This is a genomic window from Actinoplanes sp. NPDC020271, from assembly GCF_044388125.1.
GTDB lineage: Bacteria > Actinomycetota > Actinomycetes > Mycobacteriales > Micromonosporaceae > Actinoplanes.
On record NZ_JBIRWQ010000006.1, the window covers coordinates 357,151 to 374,952 of the forward strand.

The window sequence follows — 17,802 nt, forward strand, 5'->3', positions numbered from 1 at the left end:
GCCTGGCGGCTGCACCTGCGGATTTAGCTGTGTCGGTGCACTGAGCGTGCCTTGGTGGGAGCCGCCTGAGGCGGGTAATGCAGGTAGCGCCGGGGCTCACAGCCACTTGCCGTATACCCCAGGGGGGTATAGCTTGGGTGGTGGAGGTGGTCGACATGATGAGCGAAGACCACAACGACCACGGGTTCCGCGATTCGGCCGTGATGAGTCCGCAGGGCCGTGATCAGAGCATCAGAGCAAACACCCAGGACACGCAGACGTCGGTGTCGCACGCCGCCCATGCCGGCGCCGTGTCGCACGATGCCGTTCACCATGCCGGGCACGACAAGCATGCGGGCCACGACCCGGAGGTGTTCCGCCGCAAGTTCTGGCTCAGCCTGGCCCTGACGGTCCCGATCGTGGCGACCAGTCACATGATCATGGATTGGTTCGGTTACACCCTCGACTTGCCCGGGTTGTCCTGGGTGGGCCCGGTGCTGGGCACCGCAGTGTTCTTCTACGGTGGCTGGCCGTTCCTGGCCGGTGCGGTCACCGAGGTGCGTGACCGTGCGCCGGGGATGATGCTGCTGATCTCCATGGCGATCACGGTGGCCTACACCGCGTCGCTGGTGACCAGCTTCGGCTGGTTCGATCTGGACTTCTGGTGGGAGCTGGCCGCGCTGGTGACCATCATGCTGCTCGGGCACTGGCAGGAGATGAAAGCGATCGGTCAGGCCCAGGGCGCCCTCGCAGCGCTCGCCGCGCTGCTGCCCGACGACGCCGAACGGGTCACCGCTGACGGCGGTGTGGAGCGGGTCGCCGTGGACGTTCTGACGGTGGGGGACACCGTGCTGGTGCGCTCCGGGGGCCGGGTCCCGGCTGACGGGCGGATCGTCGACGGCACGGCGGAACTGGACGAGTCGATGATCACCGGCGAGTCACGGCCGGTGTCGCGGGGCCCCGGTGATCGGGTGGTGGCCGGCACTGTCGCGACGGATTCGGCGATCCGGGTCCGGGTGGACGCGGTCGGGGAGAACACGGCCCTGGCGGGGATCGGGCGTCTGGTCGCGCAGGCTCAGGCGGCCGGTGGTCGGGCACAGGTGCTCGCGGACCGGTTCGCGGCGATGCTGTTCTACATCGCCACTGCGGCCGCGCTGGTCACGTTCGTGGTGTGGTGGGCGATAGGTGACGTCGACCAGGCTGTCGTGCGTACCGTGACCGTGCTGGTGATTGCGTGCCCGCACGCGCTCGGCCTGGCCATCCCGCTGGTCATCGCGTTGTCGACGGCGTTGTCGGCCAAGGCCGGGATCCTGGTCAAGGACCGGCTGGCCCTCGAGCGGATGCGTACCGTCGACGCGGTGCTGTTCGACAAGACCGGCACCCTGACCAAGGGCGCCCACGCGGTGACCGGCACTGCCGTTACCCGCGGGTTCAGCCAGGACGAGGCGTTGCGGATCGCCGGGGCGGTCGAGGCCGACAGCGAGCACCCCCTCGCTCGGGCGTTGACGGCGGTGGCTCACGAGCGCGAGCTGCACGCTGCCGCGACCGGTTTCCGGTCGCTGACCGGTCGCGGTGTGCAGGCCGTCGTCGACGGCGACACCTACGCCGTCGGCGGCCCGGCACTGCTGCGCGAACTCGGCGCAAGCATGCCCGACGACTTGCGGGCCGTGGCACAGCAGTGGTCCGGCCGTGGTGCGGCGGTGCTGCACCTGTTACGCGTGCAGGAGCCCGGTGAGGCGTCGGTGATCGCCGTGTTCGCGCTGGAGGACGAGGTCCGGCCGGAAGCCCGGGAGGCCATCGCGCAGCTGCGCGCCGCTGGGATCGGCAAGATCGTCATGATCACCGGGGATGCCCGGCCGGTTGCCGAGGCGGTCGCTGCGGACCTGGGGTTCGTTGCGGGGGCCGATGAGGTGTTCGCCGAGGTGTTGCCGGCCGACAAGGACCGGGCGGTGGCCGAGTTGCAGGCGCGCGGTCTGCGAGTGGGAATGGTCGGTGACGGTGTCAACGACGCCCCGGCGCTGGCCCGCGCGGATGTGGGCCTGGCCATCGGCGCCGGTACCGATGTGGCGATCGAGTCCGCCGGCGTGGTGCTGGCATCTTCGGATCCGCGTGCGGTGACCGGGGTGATCCGGTTGTCGAAGGCGTCGTATCGCAAGATGATCCAGAACCTGGCGTGGGCGGCCGGCTACAACGTGCTGGCGATCCCGCTGGCCGCCGGGGTGCTGGCCTTTGCCGGGATCACGTTGAGCCCGGCGGCCGGGGCGGTGCTGATGAGCGCTTCGACGATCGTGGTCGCGCTCAACGCCCAGCTGCTGCGCCGGGTCCACCTGACGCCGCAGGCATAGCGGAACCGCCGGCCGGCCCGCATCCCGGTCATGGTCGGCGGCCGTGTCTGCCGGGTGGATTCGCTGCCGGTGTCAGGTCAGGCCGGCGCGCTGGGCGATTACCTGCTGAAAGTGCGGGCAGGTGGCGACATCCGGATGGCTGCAGGTCAGGGCGCAGTCCAGCAGGGCGAGCGCGGCTTGCTGGCGGGCGATGCGCTGGGCCAGGACGTCGCGCTGGTGCTGCAGCGTCCGCTGCCGGACGTCCGGATCGTCGCAGGTGATCATCTGGTGGATGGCGTCCAGGCTCAGGCCGGCGTCCTTGGCGCGCAGGATGACCGCGATGCGGATCAGGTCGGCCCGGCGGTAGCGCCGGTGACCGTCACGGGTGCGTTCCGGGCTCAGCAGGCCCATCGACTCCCAGTGCCGCAGCACGTGCGCGGCGACGCCGAAGCGCTGCCCGGCCTGCCCGATGCCCATGACCGGATCGTCCGAGGTTGACTTCAGGTCGACCTGAGACTCCACCCTCGCAGGATGACACACGACGCGCACCACGCCACGACCCGTGATGACATGGCCACGATGGTGGCCCTGCTCGACGCCGCCGAGCAACGACCCGAAGCGGTCACCCTGCGGCAGCACTCCTACGACCTGCTGCACCTGCGCGCCGGGGACACAGTGATCGACGTCGGGGCCGGCACCGGCCGGGCCGTGGCCGAGCTGGCCAGCCGGGGCGTCACCGCGATCGGGGTCGACGTGTCCGAGGCCATGGTGAGTCTGGGCCGTAGCCGGTATCCGGGTGCCGATTTGCGGGCCGGGTCTGCGGAGCAGCTACCTCTGGGTGACGGTGAGGCCGCCGGGTACCGGGCCGACAAGGTGTTCCACGAATTGAGCGATCCCGCGGCGGCCTTGGTCGAGGCGCGGCGGGTGCTGCGGCCGGGTGGCCGCATCGTGCTGCTCGGCCAGGACTGGGACACCATCGTGATCGATGCCGATGACGGCATGCTGACCCGGCGCATCGTGCAGGCCCGCGCCGACAGTGTTCGCCGGCCCCGGGTGGCGCGCGCTTACCGGACTTTGTTGCTTGACGCCGGCTTCGATCAGGTGTCGATGGAGGTGCGCACGGGCGTGTTCACCGGCGAGTTCATGCTGCCCATGCTCACCGGCTTCGCTCATGCTGCGGTGAGGGCTGCGGCGATCACGCCCGAGCAGGCCGACACCTGGCTGGCCGAGCAACGTGATCGCGCGGCAGCCGACCGGCTCCTGCTCGCCCTGCCCATCTTCGTCGCCGCCGGCACTGGTCCCGGTCGCGGATAGGCGACCGGCGACCACGTTCGGCGTGGTCGATTGCGGCCGAGATCGGCTACGGTGTGCGCGCTATCGTGGTCGCCGTGACCGGCGCAACCGCGGCAATGATCGGGCGTGGCGCCCGGGCGATGCTGCTGTTGTGCACCGTGTTCGGGCTGGCGATGATGCACACCCTGGGCCACGCCGGCGTCCGCGTCGAGGATCACGCCCCGGCGTCGATGACCGCCATGGTGCCGGCGGTGAGCCTGCCGACGGTGTCATTCGTGGCCGCCGCGATGACGGGGGACTGCCCGGACGATCACCGCAACGGCCACCACGATCACGGGCACATGAGTGCGTGGAGTGTGTGCCTGGCCATTCTGGGCGGGCTCGCCGTGGTGATCCTGCTGGCGATGGTGTTGCTGGCCGCCGCCCGTTCCGGTCCCCGGCCGCGTGGCCTCGGCGGGTCGCAGCGGCACGCCAGCCGGGCGCCGCCACCCACCGGTACGGGACTGACCCTCGCTTCGACAGCGGTGCTGCGCATATAGGAGCCCCACCCCGCGGCCACGGCATGCGTGCCGGGCTGCGAGGCGCTCGCGCATTCACTCGTTTCTGTCGAAAGGTCAATACTGCGATGTTGCATACCTCCATGCTGCCTTCTGCCACCTGGCGCCGTGGCCTGATGGCGGGCGCTGCCGTGACCGCCACGCTCGTGCTTTCGGCCTGCGGTGGCGGGGACGGCACCTCGTCGGACTCCGGCATGAACCACGGCGGCATGACGGCGACCACGGCCGCCTCCGCCGCGGCAGCGACGTTCAACGACGCCGACGTCATGTTCGCGACCATGATGATCCCGCACCACCAGCAAGCCATCGAGATGGCCGTACTGGCCGACGGCCGTGCCGCCAGCGGCGACGTCACCGACCTCGCCGCGAAGATCAAGGCCGCCCAGCAGCCCGAGATCGACACCATGACGCAGTGGTTGAGCGCGTGGGGCCACCCGATGCCGATGACGAGCTCGGCCGGCATGCCCGGCATGAACGCCTCGGCCATGCCCGGCATGGGCCACGGCGCGATGCCCGGCGCCATGTCGCAGGCCGACATGGACACGCTGAGCAAGGCCAAGGACGCCGCGTTCGACAAGCAGTTCCTCACCATGATGATCAGCCACCACGAAGGCGCGATCACCATGGCCCAGCAGGAAGTCGCGCAGGGATCCAACGCCGACGCCAAAGCCCTCGCCCAGAAGATCATCACCGATCAGCAGGCGGAGATCACCACCATGAAGGGCCTGCTCAGCAAGCTCTGACCGCGCTTAACAGGTCATAGTCCGACGCCCGGTGCTGCGCGACATGCGCAGCACCGGGTCCCGGTCGACGGCATCCGCGAACCGCGCGTTCACCCTCTGTCTTCGCCTCGCCTGGAAGGTTGCTCCACACCACCATGACGTCTACTTCACAGCTGCCCTTGTCCCGCTGGCGCAAAGGCCTGCTGGCCGGCGCTGCCGCCTGCGCCGTTGCTCTGCTGTCCGCCTGCGGCGACACCACCGCTGACTCGCCCGGCGCCCACGACGCCGGGCCGGCAGCGACCGCGGCCTCGACCGCGGCGTTCAACGATGCCGACCTCGCCTTCGTCCAGCAGATGATCCCGCACCACCAGTCGGCCATCACGATGGCCGCCATGGCCACCGGTCACGCCGGCGATCCCCGTGTCACCCAGCTCGCCACGGCGATCAAGAGCGCCCAGCAGCCCGAGATCGACACCATGAACCGGTGGCTGGCCGCGTGGGGCAAGCCCATGCCCAGCGCCAGCGCCGGCGGCGACGCGATGGGGGGCATGGACCACGGCGACATGGCCGGCATCGACGAACTCGACATGACGGCCCTGATGAACGCCGAAGGCCCCGTCCTGCTCGACACCGTTACCGACCACCCCGGCCCCCTGGCTCAGGCGCGTGCCGTCGCGGCGAGCGCGCAGGCCGCTGGGCGTACTGCCGTGGTGGTGCTCGTCGACGGCCTTCCCGCCGGTGTGCTCGCGCTGGCCGACCGCATCCGGCCCGCCGCCCCCGCCACCGTGTCCGCGCTGACCATGCTGACCGGCACCCGTCCGGTGCTGCTCACCGGCGACAACCCCGGTGCCGCGGCCCGGCTCGCCGACGAAGCCGGTATCAGTGACGTGCACGCCGGGCTGATGCCGGTCGGCAAGGTCGAGCACGTCCACACGCTGCAGGCTGGTGGGCGGCGGGTGCTGCTGGTCGGTGACGGTGTCAACGACGCACCCGCGCTGGCCGCCGCCGACCTGGGTGTCGCGATGGGCGCCCGGGGTTCCGACCTGGCCCTGTCCAGTGCCGACGCGGTCCTGGTCCGCGATGATTTGGCCGCCCTGCCCACCGCCATCGCGTTGTCGCGCCGCGCCCGTCGGCTGGTCGTGGCGAACCTGGTCATCGCCGGCACGTTCATCACCGTGCTCGTCTGCTGGGACCTGTTCGGCCATCTGCCGCTGCCGCTTGGTGTGGCCGGCCACGAAGGCTCGACCGTCATCGTCGGCCTCAACGGCCTGCGCCTGCTGTCCAACCGGGCCTGGCGCCGTGCTCCCGGTGCCGCGTCGTGAGCCGCCGGTCCCGGCCCTCCGCCGGTAGCGGCCCGGCACCCGGCTGCACCGTCACCGTGTGCCGGGGCTGCTGCTGCGGCACACCCAAGGTGTCCGGCGTCGACCATGCCGCGCAGCTGTTCCAGCTGCGTCAATCGCTGGCCGCGACGGCGCAGGTCCGCGTCAGCGGCTGCCTCGACGCGTGCGAACACGCCAATGTCATCGTCGTGCAGCCCTCGCCCGAGGGCCGCCGGGCCGGCGGCCGGCCGGTATGGCTGGGCCTGGCCAACGATCCCGGCATCGCGGACGACATCGCCGCCTGGATCCGCGCGGGCGGCCCCGGTCTGGTCGATCCGCCCGGCATCCTCGACCTCTACGTCATCACCCCGGCCCGCCGTGTCCGTCAGCAGCTGGCCTGACTCCCTCGGAGGACGTCCCCTGGCGGCCGCTCGCCACACCCTCATGACCAGGTGACCCCAGGCCAGGCGGTGGGCAGCAGTGGCACGACGACGAGAAGGTTCCCGGAGCCAGTCACCACATCAAAGCCGGCAATGGGTTCGTCGACTCCAATGTGGTGAGCGGTCCGAGTGTCACCGGTTGAAGTGCGACACACGATGCGCCTTCGGGGCAGGAAACACCGCTCCTGGCACAGTTTAAGTACAGGCCGGAGTATCAGTTGGCCGTGGTGAGAGCGTCGATCAGTGCGGAGGCGGTGAATGGCTTTTCCAGCAGATAGATACTTTGGTCGTCGGCATGGCGGGTGTTGACCAGTGGTTCGGCGTACCCGGACATGTAGATGACTTGGATGGTGGGGATCAGGGCGGTGACGTGCTCGGCGAGTTCGGCGCCGTGCATGTTCGGCATGATCATATCGGTGAGCAGGATGTCGATATTGGCTTCGTGTTGCCGGGCCAGGTTCAGGGCCTGCTGCCCGTCAGCGGCGGTGAGAACGTGATAGCCGTGACGGGTCAGCACACGGGCGGTCGATTCGCGGACGCCTTCTTCGTCGTCGACCAGCAGAACGGTGCGTTGGGGTGTCGACCGGGCGTCGCCGCTGGTCGTGGTTCTGCCGGTGTGGGTAGGTGGTTGCTCGTCGGTGACTGGTAGCAGGACGGTGACGGTGGTGCCGGCGTCCGGTTCGGATTGCAGGCGCAGGCAGCCGTTGGCTTGGCTGATGATGCCGTAGACGGTCGCTAGTCCCAGGCCGGTGCCGCGTCCTTTGGGTTTGGTGGTGAAGAAGGGCTCGAAGGCTCGCTGGGCAACCTCGGCGGGCATGCCGTGGCCGTCGTCGGTGATGCGTAGCCGTAGATACGTTTGGCTGGCATCGGGCTCGGGTTGGTATCCCGGATCGTCGTCGGAAGGTAAGCCGGCGTCGGCGGTGATGCGCAGGTTTCCGCCGTGGGGCATGGCGTCGCGGCTGTTGACGGCGATGTTGACCAGGATTTGTTCGAGTTGTCCCGGATCCAGTCGTACGGCGGGAAGGTTCGGTTGTATGTCGACGTGTAGCCGGTTCTGCTCGCCGATGGCCGAGTGCAGCAGGGGACGCAGGTTGTTGAGCACGGTGGCGGGATCGAGGACTTGAGGCTGGTTGACGTCGCGACGGCTGAACAGCAGTAGTTGCTGGGTGAGAGCGGCGCCGCGCTGGGCGGCGTGTTCGATCTTGGTAAGGTCGTCGGCGAAGGACTGCCATCGTTGGGGGTCAGCCTCGGCGAGGTCGGCGATGTCGCTGCCGAGCAGGCTGGCGTAGTTGAGAACGATCGCCAGCAGGTTATTGAAGTCATGGGCGACGCCGCCGGCGAGCTGGCCCAGCGATTCCATGCGTTGCGCGCCTTGGGCGGCCTGTTCCGCTTTCTGCCGGGCGACCTGAGCCACCAGTTCGGCGCGTTCCGCTTCGGCAGCCAGCCGGTCAGTGATGTCGCGCCCGGCTACCACCAGCATCTCCTCGTCCTCGGCGATGAGGTGCGCCACGGTGTTTTCGGTGACCATCCGGTTGCCGTCGGCGCGGATAACGTCGGCGTATACCGTTCGTGGCGACGAGCCTGGCGCAGCGTCGAATACCTCGACGAAGGTTTGGTGGACAGCGTCGCGGGACGCATCCGGCAGCAGTTCCACGTAGGGGCGCCCGAGCAGCGCGGTTCGCGGCTGACCGACCAGTCTCTCGGTGGCTTCGTTGACCAGCGCGATCCGCCAGTCCCGTCCGATGCCAGTGATTGCCTCGGGGATCACTTCCAGCAGGTTGTGCAGCTTCGACTCGGCGCGCCGCAACGCGGTCAGGTCCCGGGTAGCGGTGATCATCTGCGGATCTCGGGCGTCGTGCAGCCAGCTGATCGTGGTTTCCGCGGCGAAGACGCTTCCGTCTTTGCGCAGCATGCGAGTGGCGATCGTGCGTGTTTCGGCGCGCAGTGCCGGATCGGTGAACAGTTGCGTTCTGAGGTCGATCATCGCCTGTCGCATGTCGTGGGTGAACAGGGTTCGGGCGGGTCGGCCGATCAACTCCTGGGGCTCGTAGCCGAGCATCCGATCGCACGATTCGTTGGTGAACGAGATGAGCCCGTCTGCGCCCACCCCCATGACGGCGTCGGGTGAGGCTCGCAACAGTGCTGCCATCCGGGCTTGTTCACGTAGTTCCTGGGTCAGCTCGTGGGCGATGCTGACCACTCCGCTGATTGTCGCATCGGCTTCGACGATCGGCGCGAACGACATCCGCATCGGCACGACCTGACCGTCACGGCGCTGACGTGCCGTCTCCAGTTGCGGGGTCGGTTCGCCGGCAAGGGCGCGATCGAATACTCGCCGATCTCGGTCGGCGACCTCGGGCGGATACAGCATCATGACCCGCCGGCCATGCACCTCGTCCCACCGGTAGCCGTAGATCCGCTCCGCAGCCGGATTCCACAGGGTGATCCGGCCTTGCCGGTCGCAGGCGATGACCGCGTCGGCTGCCGAGGTCACCACCGATGACAGCACCGCACCGGCATGATCGCCGTCCGCAGGTGTTTGCCGATCGCCGGTGCTCATCAGTGGCACCTGACGCTCCTGCCGTCCAGAACAGCGCCCACGACTCGCAAGACCAGCCACGCCCGGCCAGCCGCTTGCGCGCTGTGCCTGTCGCATTCCCGGTGGGCCAGCCGACGGAATAGATCTAGCCTCGACACGTCAGCCACCTCGATGCCCGGTCACGACCCGCATGAACGGTATAAACACTCCCGGCGCTCGGTACTGAGCTCGGCGATACCGCAGCCGGCACTGCTCGCTGAACATCGGTCATCTCTGGCGAGCTCGACATAGGGATCACTTCCTTGACCACGCCGAGATCCGACTTTGGCAGCTTTACCTGGTTAATACCACATCCAGGAGTGCCTGGTGTCGTCTTCGCGTGAAGGCAGGCCGATCGGCCGATCGATCCTTCGAGCCTGACACGTGCAGCCCTACGCCCGGTGCGGCCAACCGTAGGTCGCGGCGGCTGCCGTGCACACGGCGATCGTGTTTCGGCCGCGATCGAATACCGTCGCCTGCGCCGACCACCTGCACCGGGATCAGCACTCCGGCCGGTGTGGGTTTTGATCGACTGTCGTCTGCTCGTCTGGTGAGAGGAAAGCCGAGCACGTCACCGCGGCGACCTTCGGACCTGCGGCATGACGAGCGAGGCAAACCGCCACGTCTTCGGCTTGCGCGCAGAGCGACGCGGCTTGCTCGGTCGTCGATCGTGGGTCCGACGCCCAGGTTGAGACCGGACGGCGATCCGCTCGCCGGTCTCGGTCTATGGTGGATGCCGACGTGGTCGGCGTATGCCAGGCCCTGGACGATGTGGAGCCAGAGGCCGGTGCCCTGCACCGTGCCCGCGTGGATCGGGCGAGCCGTGCGGGCAACTGTGGTCCGGCCTCCCCTGGACACCGAATCGTTGCTCTCCACCCCCCGATGCACCTAATGCGCGCAGAGGTGGAGTTGTCGTCCGCACTGATGCGGATGGCGGCGACGCCGTCCTTGGCGGTGGTGGGCGGCAAGTTGACTAAAATCTGCTGCCGGTGACCTCGGTGGAACAGCACATCGTGTCCGGGCCAAGCATGGGCGGGCCGGCCCGGCCTGCGCTGCTACCTCGCCCCGCCGGGCCGGGATCGCCAAGCCGGTCGGCGTCTCGCAGATGTACGTCTCCTGTCTGCTGACCAAGGCCCCGCGAAGCTGCGCCAGTCGACCTGCCGAGAAACCTAGCCTCGGCAGGGGGGCGGTTATGCAGGATGTCGAGCAAGCAGAACTACGGTCGGCTGTTCGGTGGATGTGTCGGTAGCTGACAGCTATGAACCAGAACAACCCGTACCGAGACCTCTAGACCGTCAGGATTTAGTTCCCTGCCCCGCACCCAGAACCAGGCGCCATCCGCGCGCTGCTGGGGCCGCGACCATGCAATCGACTCGACCGTCATCCGCAGCGCACCGTTCTCATCAACCTGGCCGGCGTCGTAGTCGCCTCCCGCTAAGGTCATGATCGGCGGCAGCGGGCCACGATTCGCGCGGATGACATGGCTCTTCATCACCAGCTGAAGCCTTTCTGTCATCGTGTTGCGTCCACCTGCGGTTCAACGAGCATCGGCCCATCCGGATTCAGGGAAGTCCTGACTTCAGCATCGCTACGATGCCGATCGTGCTGCCCGCGACACGACGGCAGCTGTCATGTATGCCCTGGTCACAGCTTGCCGATCACCTCCTGCCGACTTGAGGGCGTGTGTCTCTGTCGCTATCGAACGAGATGTTTGCAGTGAGCAAACGCTGCATGTGGCCCCGGATATCGCTAGTGTGAAGATCGCCAGGGACGTCGATAACGGCCTCTACGGGCCGGGGGATGGGACATGGTCAGCACACCGCGCGCATCGTCAGCCACCGGGACTGAAACCGCCGGACTCGACGATCCGCTCACCCAAGCTCTCGTCGGGACGAGACGGTTCTTCACCAAGGGGCGGGTCTCGCCGGACCGGCGGGCGCTGTACCAGATCGGTGGCCGGCAGGCGGACGTCTTCTACCGGGACCGGTGGTCGCACGACAAGGTGGTGCGGTCGACGCATGGGGTGAACTGCACCGGGTCGTGCTCGTGGAAGGTGTATGTCAAGGACGGCATCATCACCTGGGAGGCTCAGCAGACCGACTATCCGAGTGTCGGGCCGGACCGCCCGGAGTACGAGCCGCGGGGCTGCCCCCGCGGGGCGGCGTTCTCCTGGTACACGTATTCACCCACGCGGGTGCGATATCCGTACGTCCGGGGGGTTCTGCTGGAGATGTTCCGGGAGGCCCGCAAGCGTCTCGGCGATCCGGTGGCGGCCTGGGCGGAGATCACTGGCGACCCGGTGAAGGCTAAGAAGTACAAGTCGGTGCGGGGTAAGGGTGGTCTGGTCCGGGCGGGGTGGGACGAGGCGGTCGAGATGATCGCGGCCGCGCACGTGCACACGATCAAGAAGTGGGGGCCGGACCGCCTCGCGGGCTTCTCGCCGATTCCGGCGATGTCGATGGTGTCGCACGCGTCCGGCGCCCGGTTCTACAACCTGCTCGGCGGCGCGATGCTGTCGTTCTATGACTGGTACGCCGATCTGCCGGTGGCGTCCCCGCAGGTGTTCGGCGACCAGACCGACGTGCCGGAGTCGGGCGATTGGTGGGACGCCGGCTATCTGATCATGTGGGGTTCGAATCTGCCGGTGACGCGCACGCCGGACGCGCATTGGATGGCTGAGGCGCGTTATCGCGGGCAGAAGGTGATCGCGGTCGCTCCGGACTATGCCGACAACGTGAAGTTCGCCGACGAGTGGCTGGCCCCGGCCCCGGGTACGGACGGCGCCTTGGCCATGGCGATGGGTCACGTCGTGCTGAAGGAGTTCTTCGCCGGCCGCCAGGAGCCGTACTTCGCCGAGTACGTGTCGAAGTACACCGATCTGCCGTTCCTGGTGACGCTGGACGACGCTGGGGATGGTTCATATCGGCCGGGCAAGATGCTCACCGCGGCGCAGCTGCCGGGCGCCCTGGCTGATGCCGAGAACGCGGCGTTCAAGACCGTGCTGCTCGACAGCGACGGCATGCCGGTGGTCCCGAACGGCTCGCTGGGACACCGGTACGGCGACGCGGGCGCCGGGAAGTGGAACCTCGATCTGGGCGAGGTTCAGCCGCTGCTGTCGGCCGAGGGCGGCACGGAGCCCGCGGTCACGGTGGTGCTGCCGCGGTTCGACACCGGGGACGGCACGGCCGCGCCGATGCGCCGGGGCGTGCCCGTGCGGCGGATCGGCGATCACCTGGTCACCACGGTCTACGACCTGCTGCTCGCGCAGTACGGGGTGGTCCGCGAGGGGCTGCCGGGCACCTGGCCGACCGGCTATGACGACGCCGCCGAGGCGTACACCCCGGCCTGGCAGGAGACGATCACCGGTGTGCCCGGGCCGGCGGCCGCGCGGATCGCCCGCGAGTTCGCCCGCAATGCCGCCGAGACCCGCGGCCGCTCGATGATCATCATGGGCGCGGGCACGAACCATTGGTTCCATTCGGACACGATCTACCGGGCGTTCCTGACGCTGACCACGCTGACCGGCTGCCAGGGCGTCAACGGCGGTGGCTGGGCGCATTACGTCGGGCAGGAGAAGGTTCGCCCGATCACCGGCTACAGCGTGCTGGGCACGGCGTCGGACTGGGCGCGGCCCGGCCGGCAGATGATCCAGACGGCGTACTGGTACCTGCACACCGACCAGTACCGCTACGACCCGTTCTCGGCCGCCACGCTCAACGCCAGCCCCGGCGGCGGCACCTTTGCCGGACGTAGCACCGCCGACCTGATCGCCCAGTCGGCGCGGATGGGCTGGATGCCGTCGGTGCCGCACTTCAACCGCAACCCGCTCGACCTGGTGGAGGACGCGAAGACGGCCGGGAAACCGGTTGCCGATCACGTGGTCGACCAGCTGAAGTCCGGGGATCTGCGGTTCGCGTGCGAGGACCCGGACGCGCCGGAGAACTTCCCGCGGGTGCTGACGATCTGGCGGGCGAACTTGCTCGGCTCGTCCGCGAAGGGCAACGAGTACTTCCTGCGGCATCTGCTCGGCACCGACCACGGCGTGCGCGCCACCGAGGCCGCGCCCGACGCCCGGCCGAAGGACGTGACCTGGCATGATCAGGCGCCGACGGGCAAACTCGACCTGCTGCTGACGCTGGACTTCCGGATGACGTCGACGACGGTGTACTCCGACGTCGTGCTGCCTGCTGCCACCTGGTACGAGAAGCACGATCTGAACACCACCGACATGCACCCGTTCGTGCACTCGTTCAACCCGGCCATCGCCCCGCCCTGGCAGACCAGGACGGACTGGGACGCGTTCATGACGATCGCGAAGGCGTTCAGTGCTCTGGCCAAAGACCATTTGGGCGTACGCACGGACGTGGTCGCGGCGCCACTGTTGCACGACACGCCGGATGAGATGGCCAACCCGTACGGCCGCGTCCTTGATTGGAAAGCCGGCGAGTGCGAGCCGATCCCCGGAAAGACCATGCCGAAGCTGGTGACCGTCGAGCGGGATTACACGGCGATCGCCGAGAAGATGGCGTCGCTGGGCCCGCTGCTGGACACTCTCGGCGCGACCACGAAGGGGGTGACGTTCGAGGTCGGCCCGGAGCTGGAGTACCTGCGGCACAAGAACGGCGTGGCGCCGAACGGGCGGCCGTCGATCGCCCGGGACGTGCAGGCGTGTGAGGCGATCCTGGCGCTGTCCGGCACCACCAACGGGCGCCTGGCCACGCAGGGCTTTCATCAGGTGGAGAAGCGCACCGGGGTGAAACTGGCCGATCTGGCCGCGGAGCATGAGGGCAAGCAGATCACGTTCGCCGACACGCAGTCGCGGCCGGTCCCGGTGATCACCAGCCCGGAGTGGTCGGGGTCGGAGTCGGGCGGGCGGCGCTACTCACCGTTCGTGATCAACGTGGAGCGGCTCAAGCCGTGGCACACGTTGACCGGGCGGCAGACGTTCTTCCTCGATCACGACTGGATGGCCGAGCTGGGGGAGTGGCTGCCCACCTACCGGCCGCCGCTGAACATGCACGCGCTCTTCGGTGAGCCCGCGGTCGGCGACAAGGGCGAGCTGGGGATCACGGTGCGGTATCTGACGCCGCACAACAAGTGGTCGATCCACTCGGAGTACCAGGACAACCTGTTCATGCTCTCGCTCTCGCGGGGTGGGCAGCTGATCTGGATGTCGAAGGAGGACGCCGCCAAGATCGGGGTGCACGACAACGACTGGATCGAGGCGGTCAACCGGAACGGCGTGGTCGTGGCCCGCGCGGTCGTCTCGCACCGTATGCCGGAGGGCACGGTTTACATGCACCACGCCCAGGACCGGTTGATCGATGTGCCGCGCACCGAGACCAACGGGCGGCGCGGCGGCATCCACAACTCGCTGACCCGGCTGCTGATCAAGCCCAGTCACCTGATCGGCGGGTACGCGCAGCTGTCGTTCGCGTTCAACTACCTGGGCCCGACCGGCAACCAGCGCGACGAGGTGACCGTGATCCGCAGGCGTTCGCAGGAGGTCGAGTACTGATGCGAGTCATGGCGCAGATGGCGATGGTGATGAACCTCGACAAGTGCATCGGCTGTCACACCTGCTCGGTCACGTGCAAGCAGGCGTGGACCAACCGCTCCGGCGTCGAGTACGTCTGGTTCAACAACGTCGAGACCCGCCCCGGACAGGGCTATCCCCGCCGTTACGAGGACCAGGAGCAGTGGAAGGGCGGCTGGACGCTGAACCGTCGTGGCCGGCTCACCCTCAAGGGCGGCGGCCGGATCAAGAAGCTGTTCAGCATCTTCTCCAACCCGAAACTGCCCGCCATTCAGGACTATTACGAGCCTTGGACGTACGACTACGAGACGTTGACGAACGCACCACTGCAGGAGCACACCCCGGTGGCCCGTCCGAAGTCCCTGCTGACCGGCGAGGACATGAAGATCTCGTGGTCGGCGAACTGGGACGACAACCTCGGCGGATCACCTGATCACGGGGACAAGGACGTACTGCTCAAGGGCATCGCCGACAAGGTGAAGTTCGAGTTCGAGCAGACGTTCATGTTCTACCTGCCGCGGATCTGCGAGCACTGCCTGAACCCGTCGTGTGCCGCGTCCTGCCCGTCCGGGGCGATCTACAAGCGCGAGGAGGACGGCATCGTCCTGGTCGATCAGGACCGGTGCCGGGGCTGGCGGATGTGCGTGTCCGGTTGCCCGTACAAGAAGGTGTACTTCAACCACCGCACCGGCAAGGCCGAGAAGTGCACGTTCTGCTTCCCCCGGATCGAGGTCGGCATCCCGACCGTCTGCTCGGAGACGTGCGTGGGCCGGTTGCGCTACATCGGTCTGATGCTCTACGACGCGGATCGGGTCCTGCAGGCGGCTTCGACCACGAACGACCATGACCTGTACGAAGCTCAGCGGCGCGTCTTCCTGGACCCGGCCGACCCGGCGGTGGTCGCCGAGGCGGAACGGGCCGGGATCCCACGGGACTGGATCGAGGCGGCCCAGCGCTCCCCGGTCTACGCGCTCATCAACAAGTACCAGGTGGCGCTGCCGCTGCATCCGGAGTACCGGACCATGCCGATGGTCTGGTACATCCCGCCGCTGTCCCCGGTGGTCGACGTCGTGCGCGACACCGGCTACGACGCCGAGGACCGCGGGAATCTGTTCGCCGCGATCGACGCGCTGCGCATCCCGGTCGACTACCTCGCCCAGTTGTTCACCGCCGGGGACCCGCGACCGGTGGACGCGGTGCTGCGCAAGCTGGCGGCGATGCGCTCCTACATGCGCGACATCAACCTCGGGCGCGACACCGACGAGACGATCCCTGCCGCGGTCGGTCTGAGCGGCGAACAGATCTACGACATGTACCGGCTGCTGGCTCTGGCCAAGTACGAGGAGCGGTACGTCATCCCGCCCGCACACGCCGAACAGGCACACGGCCTGGAGGAACTGGCCACCGAGTGCAGCCTCGACTACGAGGGCGGCCCGGGGATGGGCGGCTCGGGCCCGTTCGGCGAGATGTCCGGCGCGCCGACGCCGATCGCGGTGGAGAACTTCCACATGCTGCGCGAACGGCAGACCAGCGGCGCGCTGACCGACCCGGCCGACAAGGCGGCCCGGGTGAACCTGCTCAACTGGGACGGCAAGGGACGGCCTGCCGGGTTGTTCCCGCCCCGGCGCACCGACGACGCCGGCGGCGACCCGAACGCGCAGGTGGAGCCGAAGCCATGACCGACCCTGTGATGCTGGCCCGGGCCTGGCAGGTTCAGTCGCTGCTGATCGGCTATCCGGACGAGAGCCTGTATGAGCGGACCGGTCTGCTGCGGCAAGCCGCTGCGAGCCTGCCGGAGCCGGTCGGTGGGCCGCTGCTGCGGTTCCTCGACGACCTGACCGCCGTCGCGCCCGGCGCATTGGCCGCCGACTACGTGGCCACGTTCGACCACCGCAAACGCTGCTGTCTGTTTCTGACCTACTACGCGCACGGTGACACGCGCAACCGTGGCATGGCGTTGCTCAGCCTCAAGCAGGCCTACACGGCGGCCGGTCTGGAGCTGACCGACGAGGAACTGCCCGACCACCTAGCGGTCGTCCTTGAGTATGCCGCCATCGACCCCGAGACCGGCCTCGACCTGCTCGTCGCGCACCGGGCTGGGCTGGAGTTGTTGCGGCTGGCGCTGCACGACGCCACGTCACCGTGGGCCGCCGTCCTCGACTCGATCTCGGCGACCCTGCCGCCACTGGTCGGCGACCAGCGCACCGCGGTCGCCAGACTCGCCGCCCAGGGGCCACCGGCCGAACAGGTCGGGCTCACGCCGTTCGCCATGCCCCGTCCGGAAGGAGTCCCGCGATGACCGGCACCCTGCTGTTCGTCGTCGTGCCGTACCTGTGCCTGGCGATCTTCGTCGGCGGGCACGTCTGGCGCTACCGGTACGACAAGTTCGGCTGGACCACCCGCTCGTCCCAGCTCTACGAACGCCGGCTGCTGCGCATCGGCAGCCCGATGTTCCACTTCGGCATCCTGCTGGTCGCCGTCGGCCACATCGGCGGCCTGCTCATCCCGGAGTCCTGGACGGACGCCGTCGGGATCAGCGAGACCGCCTACCACGCGGTCGCGGTCGGCCTCGGCACCGTTGCCGGATTCTGCACCCTCGCCGGCGCGGCCATCCTGATCTACCGCCGCCGTACGGTCGGACCGGTCTTTTCCGCCACCACAGTCAACGACAAGATCATGTATGTGCTATTGATCGGCACCATCCTGCTCGGCCTGGGCACTACTGTGCTCGGCAACCTGACCGGGCATCCGCACGACTACCGGTTGACCGTCTCACCCTGGTTCCGGTCGATCTTCTACCTGCAGCCCGACACCGGCCTGATCGAGTCCGCACCGATCGGGTTCCGGTTACATGCCCTGGCCGCCTTCACCCTGTTCGCGTTCTGGCCGTTCAGCCGGCTCGTGCACGTCTTCTCGGCGCCGCTGGGCTACCTCACCCGCCCCTACATCGTCTACCGCAGCCGCGATGCGCGGCTCGGCAGCCGGGCACCGCGTCCCGGCTGGGAACGCGTGCAGTGAGCAGCCGGGAATTCCACCGATGTGCCGGGAGAACAC

Annotated in this window: 12 protein-coding genes; 10 read left to right on the forward strand and 2 right to left on the reverse strand. The window is 68.3% G+C overall.

What is annotated here, in order from left to right; translation table 11 throughout:
* Nucleotides 1–155 precede the first annotated feature (155 nt).
* Nucleotides 156–2,324 (forward strand): heavy metal translocating P-type ATPase, encoded by a 2,169-nt coding sequence (locus ACH442_RS16760; protein WP_396338903.1) that lies wholly within the window; start codon nucleotides 156–158, stop codon nucleotides 2,322–2,324.
* A 72-nt stretch (nucleotides 2,325–2,396) separates the two neighbouring features.
* Here the strand turns inward: ACH442_RS16760 and ACH442_RS16765 are convergent, their stop codons facing one another.
* Entirely contained in the window at nucleotides 2,397–2,825 is a 429-nt protein-coding gene (locus tag ACH442_RS16765; protein ID WP_396338904.1) for a MerR family transcriptional regulator, read from the reverse strand.
* Between the two features lie 9 nt (nucleotides 2,826–2,834).
* Between ACH442_RS16765 and ACH442_RS16770 the strand changes: the two genes are divergently transcribed.
* From ACH442_RS16770 to ACH442_RS16790, 5 genes are all read left to right on the forward strand, one after another.
* Nucleotides 2,835–3,617 (forward strand): methyltransferase domain-containing protein, encoded by a 783-nt coding sequence (locus ACH442_RS16770; protein ID WP_396338905.1) that lies wholly within the window; start codon nucleotides 2,835–2,837, stop codon nucleotides 3,615–3,617.
* A 74-nt stretch (nucleotides 3,618–3,691) separates the two neighbouring features.
* Nucleotides 3,692–4,135 carry a DUF6153 family protein gene (locus ACH442_RS16775; protein WP_396338906.1) on the forward strand — a complete coding sequence of 148 codons (444 nt, stop codon included), beginning with the start codon at nucleotides 3,692–3,694 and terminating at the stop codon, nucleotides 4,133–4,135.
* An 86-nt stretch (nucleotides 4,136–4,221) separates the two neighbouring features.
* Nucleotides 4,222–4,896: a DUF305 domain-containing protein gene (locus ACH442_RS16780; RefSeq protein WP_396339016.1), complete on the forward strand. Its 675-nt coding sequence runs from the start codon at nucleotides 4,222–4,224 to the stop codon at nucleotides 4,894–4,896.
* Between the two features lie 134 nt (nucleotides 4,897–5,030).
* Entirely contained in the window at nucleotides 5,031–6,197 is a 1,167-nt protein-coding gene (locus tag ACH442_RS16785; protein ID WP_396338907.1) for an HAD-IC family P-type ATPase, read from the forward strand.
* A gap of 89 nt (nucleotides 6,198–6,286) precedes the next feature.
* The gene (locus ACH442_RS16790; RefSeq protein ID WP_396338908.1) at nucleotides 6,287–6,595 is read left to right on the forward strand and encodes a (2Fe-2S) ferredoxin domain-containing protein; all 309 of its coding nucleotides are present in this window, start codon (nucleotides 6,287–6,289) and stop codon (nucleotides 6,593–6,595) included.
* A gap of 253 nt (nucleotides 6,596–6,848) precedes the next feature.
* On the opposite strand, the gene ACH442_RS16795 is transcribed toward ACH442_RS16790, so the two are convergent.
* Nucleotides 6,849–9,194, reverse strand: coding sequence for a PAS domain S-box protein (locus tag ACH442_RS16795; RefSeq protein ID WP_396338909.1), 2,346 nt, complete (start codon nucleotides 9,192–9,194; stop codon nucleotides 6,849–6,851).
* A 1,825-nt stretch (nucleotides 9,195–11,019) separates the two neighbouring features.
* On the opposite strand from ACH442_RS16795, the gene ACH442_RS16800 reads away from it, so the two are divergent.
* The 4 genes from ACH442_RS16800 to narI are packed head-to-tail and all read left to right on the forward strand — an operon-like array spanning nucleotide 11,020 to nucleotide 17,766.
* The gene (locus tag ACH442_RS16800) at nucleotides 11,020–14,730 is read left to right on the forward strand and encodes a nitrate reductase subunit alpha (protein WP_396338910.1); all 3,711 of its coding nucleotides are present in this window, start codon (nucleotides 11,020–11,022) and stop codon (nucleotides 14,728–14,730) included.
* Nucleotides 14,730–16,427, forward strand: a complete 1,698-nt coding sequence (gene narH / locus ACH442_RS16805) for a nitrate reductase subunit beta (RefSeq protein ID WP_396338911.1) — start codon at nucleotides 14,730–14,732, stop codon at nucleotides 16,425–16,427. The genes ACH442_RS16800 and narH overlap by 1 nt, the downstream gene beginning before the upstream one ends.
* A complete protein-coding gene (gene narJ / locus ACH442_RS16810) occupies nucleotides 16,424–17,047 on the forward strand; it encodes a nitrate reductase molybdenum cofactor assembly chaperone (RefSeq protein WP_396338912.1) in 624 nt (207 codons plus the stop codon). The genes narH and narJ overlap by 4 nt, the downstream gene beginning before the upstream one ends.
* On the forward strand, nucleotides 17,044–17,766 hold the full coding sequence (gene narI / locus ACH442_RS16815; protein ID WP_396338913.1) for a respiratory nitrate reductase subunit gamma: 723 nt from the start codon (nucleotides 17,044–17,046) through the stop codon (nucleotides 17,764–17,766). Before narJ ends, narI begins: the two co-directional genes overlap by 4 nt.
* Nucleotides 17,767–17,802 lie beyond the last annotated feature (36 nt).

Bases quoted from the DNA above. Each gene is read 5' to 3' on its own strand.
- ACH442_RS16760 (WP_396338903.1), top strand. From the start codon at position 156: ATGATGAGCGAAGACCACAACGACCACGGGTTCCGCGATTCGGCCGTG.
- ACH442_RS16770 (WP_396338905.1), top strand. From the start codon at position 2,835: ATGACACACGACGCGCACCACGCCACGACCCGTGATGACATGGCCACG.
- ACH442_RS16780 (WP_396339016.1), top strand. From the start codon at position 4,222: ATGTTGCATACCTCCATGCTGCCTTCTGCCACCTGGCGCCGTGGCCTG.
- ACH442_RS16785 (WP_396338907.1), top strand. From the start codon at position 5,031: ATGACGTCTACTTCACAGCTGCCCTTGTCCCGCTGGCGCAAAGGCCTG.
- ACH442_RS16795 (WP_396338909.1), bottom strand. From the start codon at position 9,194: ATGAGCACCGGCGATCGGCAAACACCTGCGGACGGCGATCATGCCGGT.
- ACH442_RS16800 (WP_396338910.1), top strand. From the start codon at position 11,020: ATGGTCAGCACACCGCGCGCATCGTCAGCCACCGGGACTGAAACCGCC.
- narH (WP_396338911.1), top strand. From the start codon at position 14,730: ATGCGAGTCATGGCGCAGATGGCGATGGTGATGAACCTCGACAAGTGC.
- narJ (WP_396338912.1), top strand. From the start codon at position 16,424: ATGACCGACCCTGTGATGCTGGCCCGGGCCTGGCAGGTTCAGTCGCTG.
- narI (WP_396338913.1), top strand. From the start codon at position 17,044: ATGACCGGCACCCTGCTGTTCGTCGTCGTGCCGTACCTGTGCCTGGCG.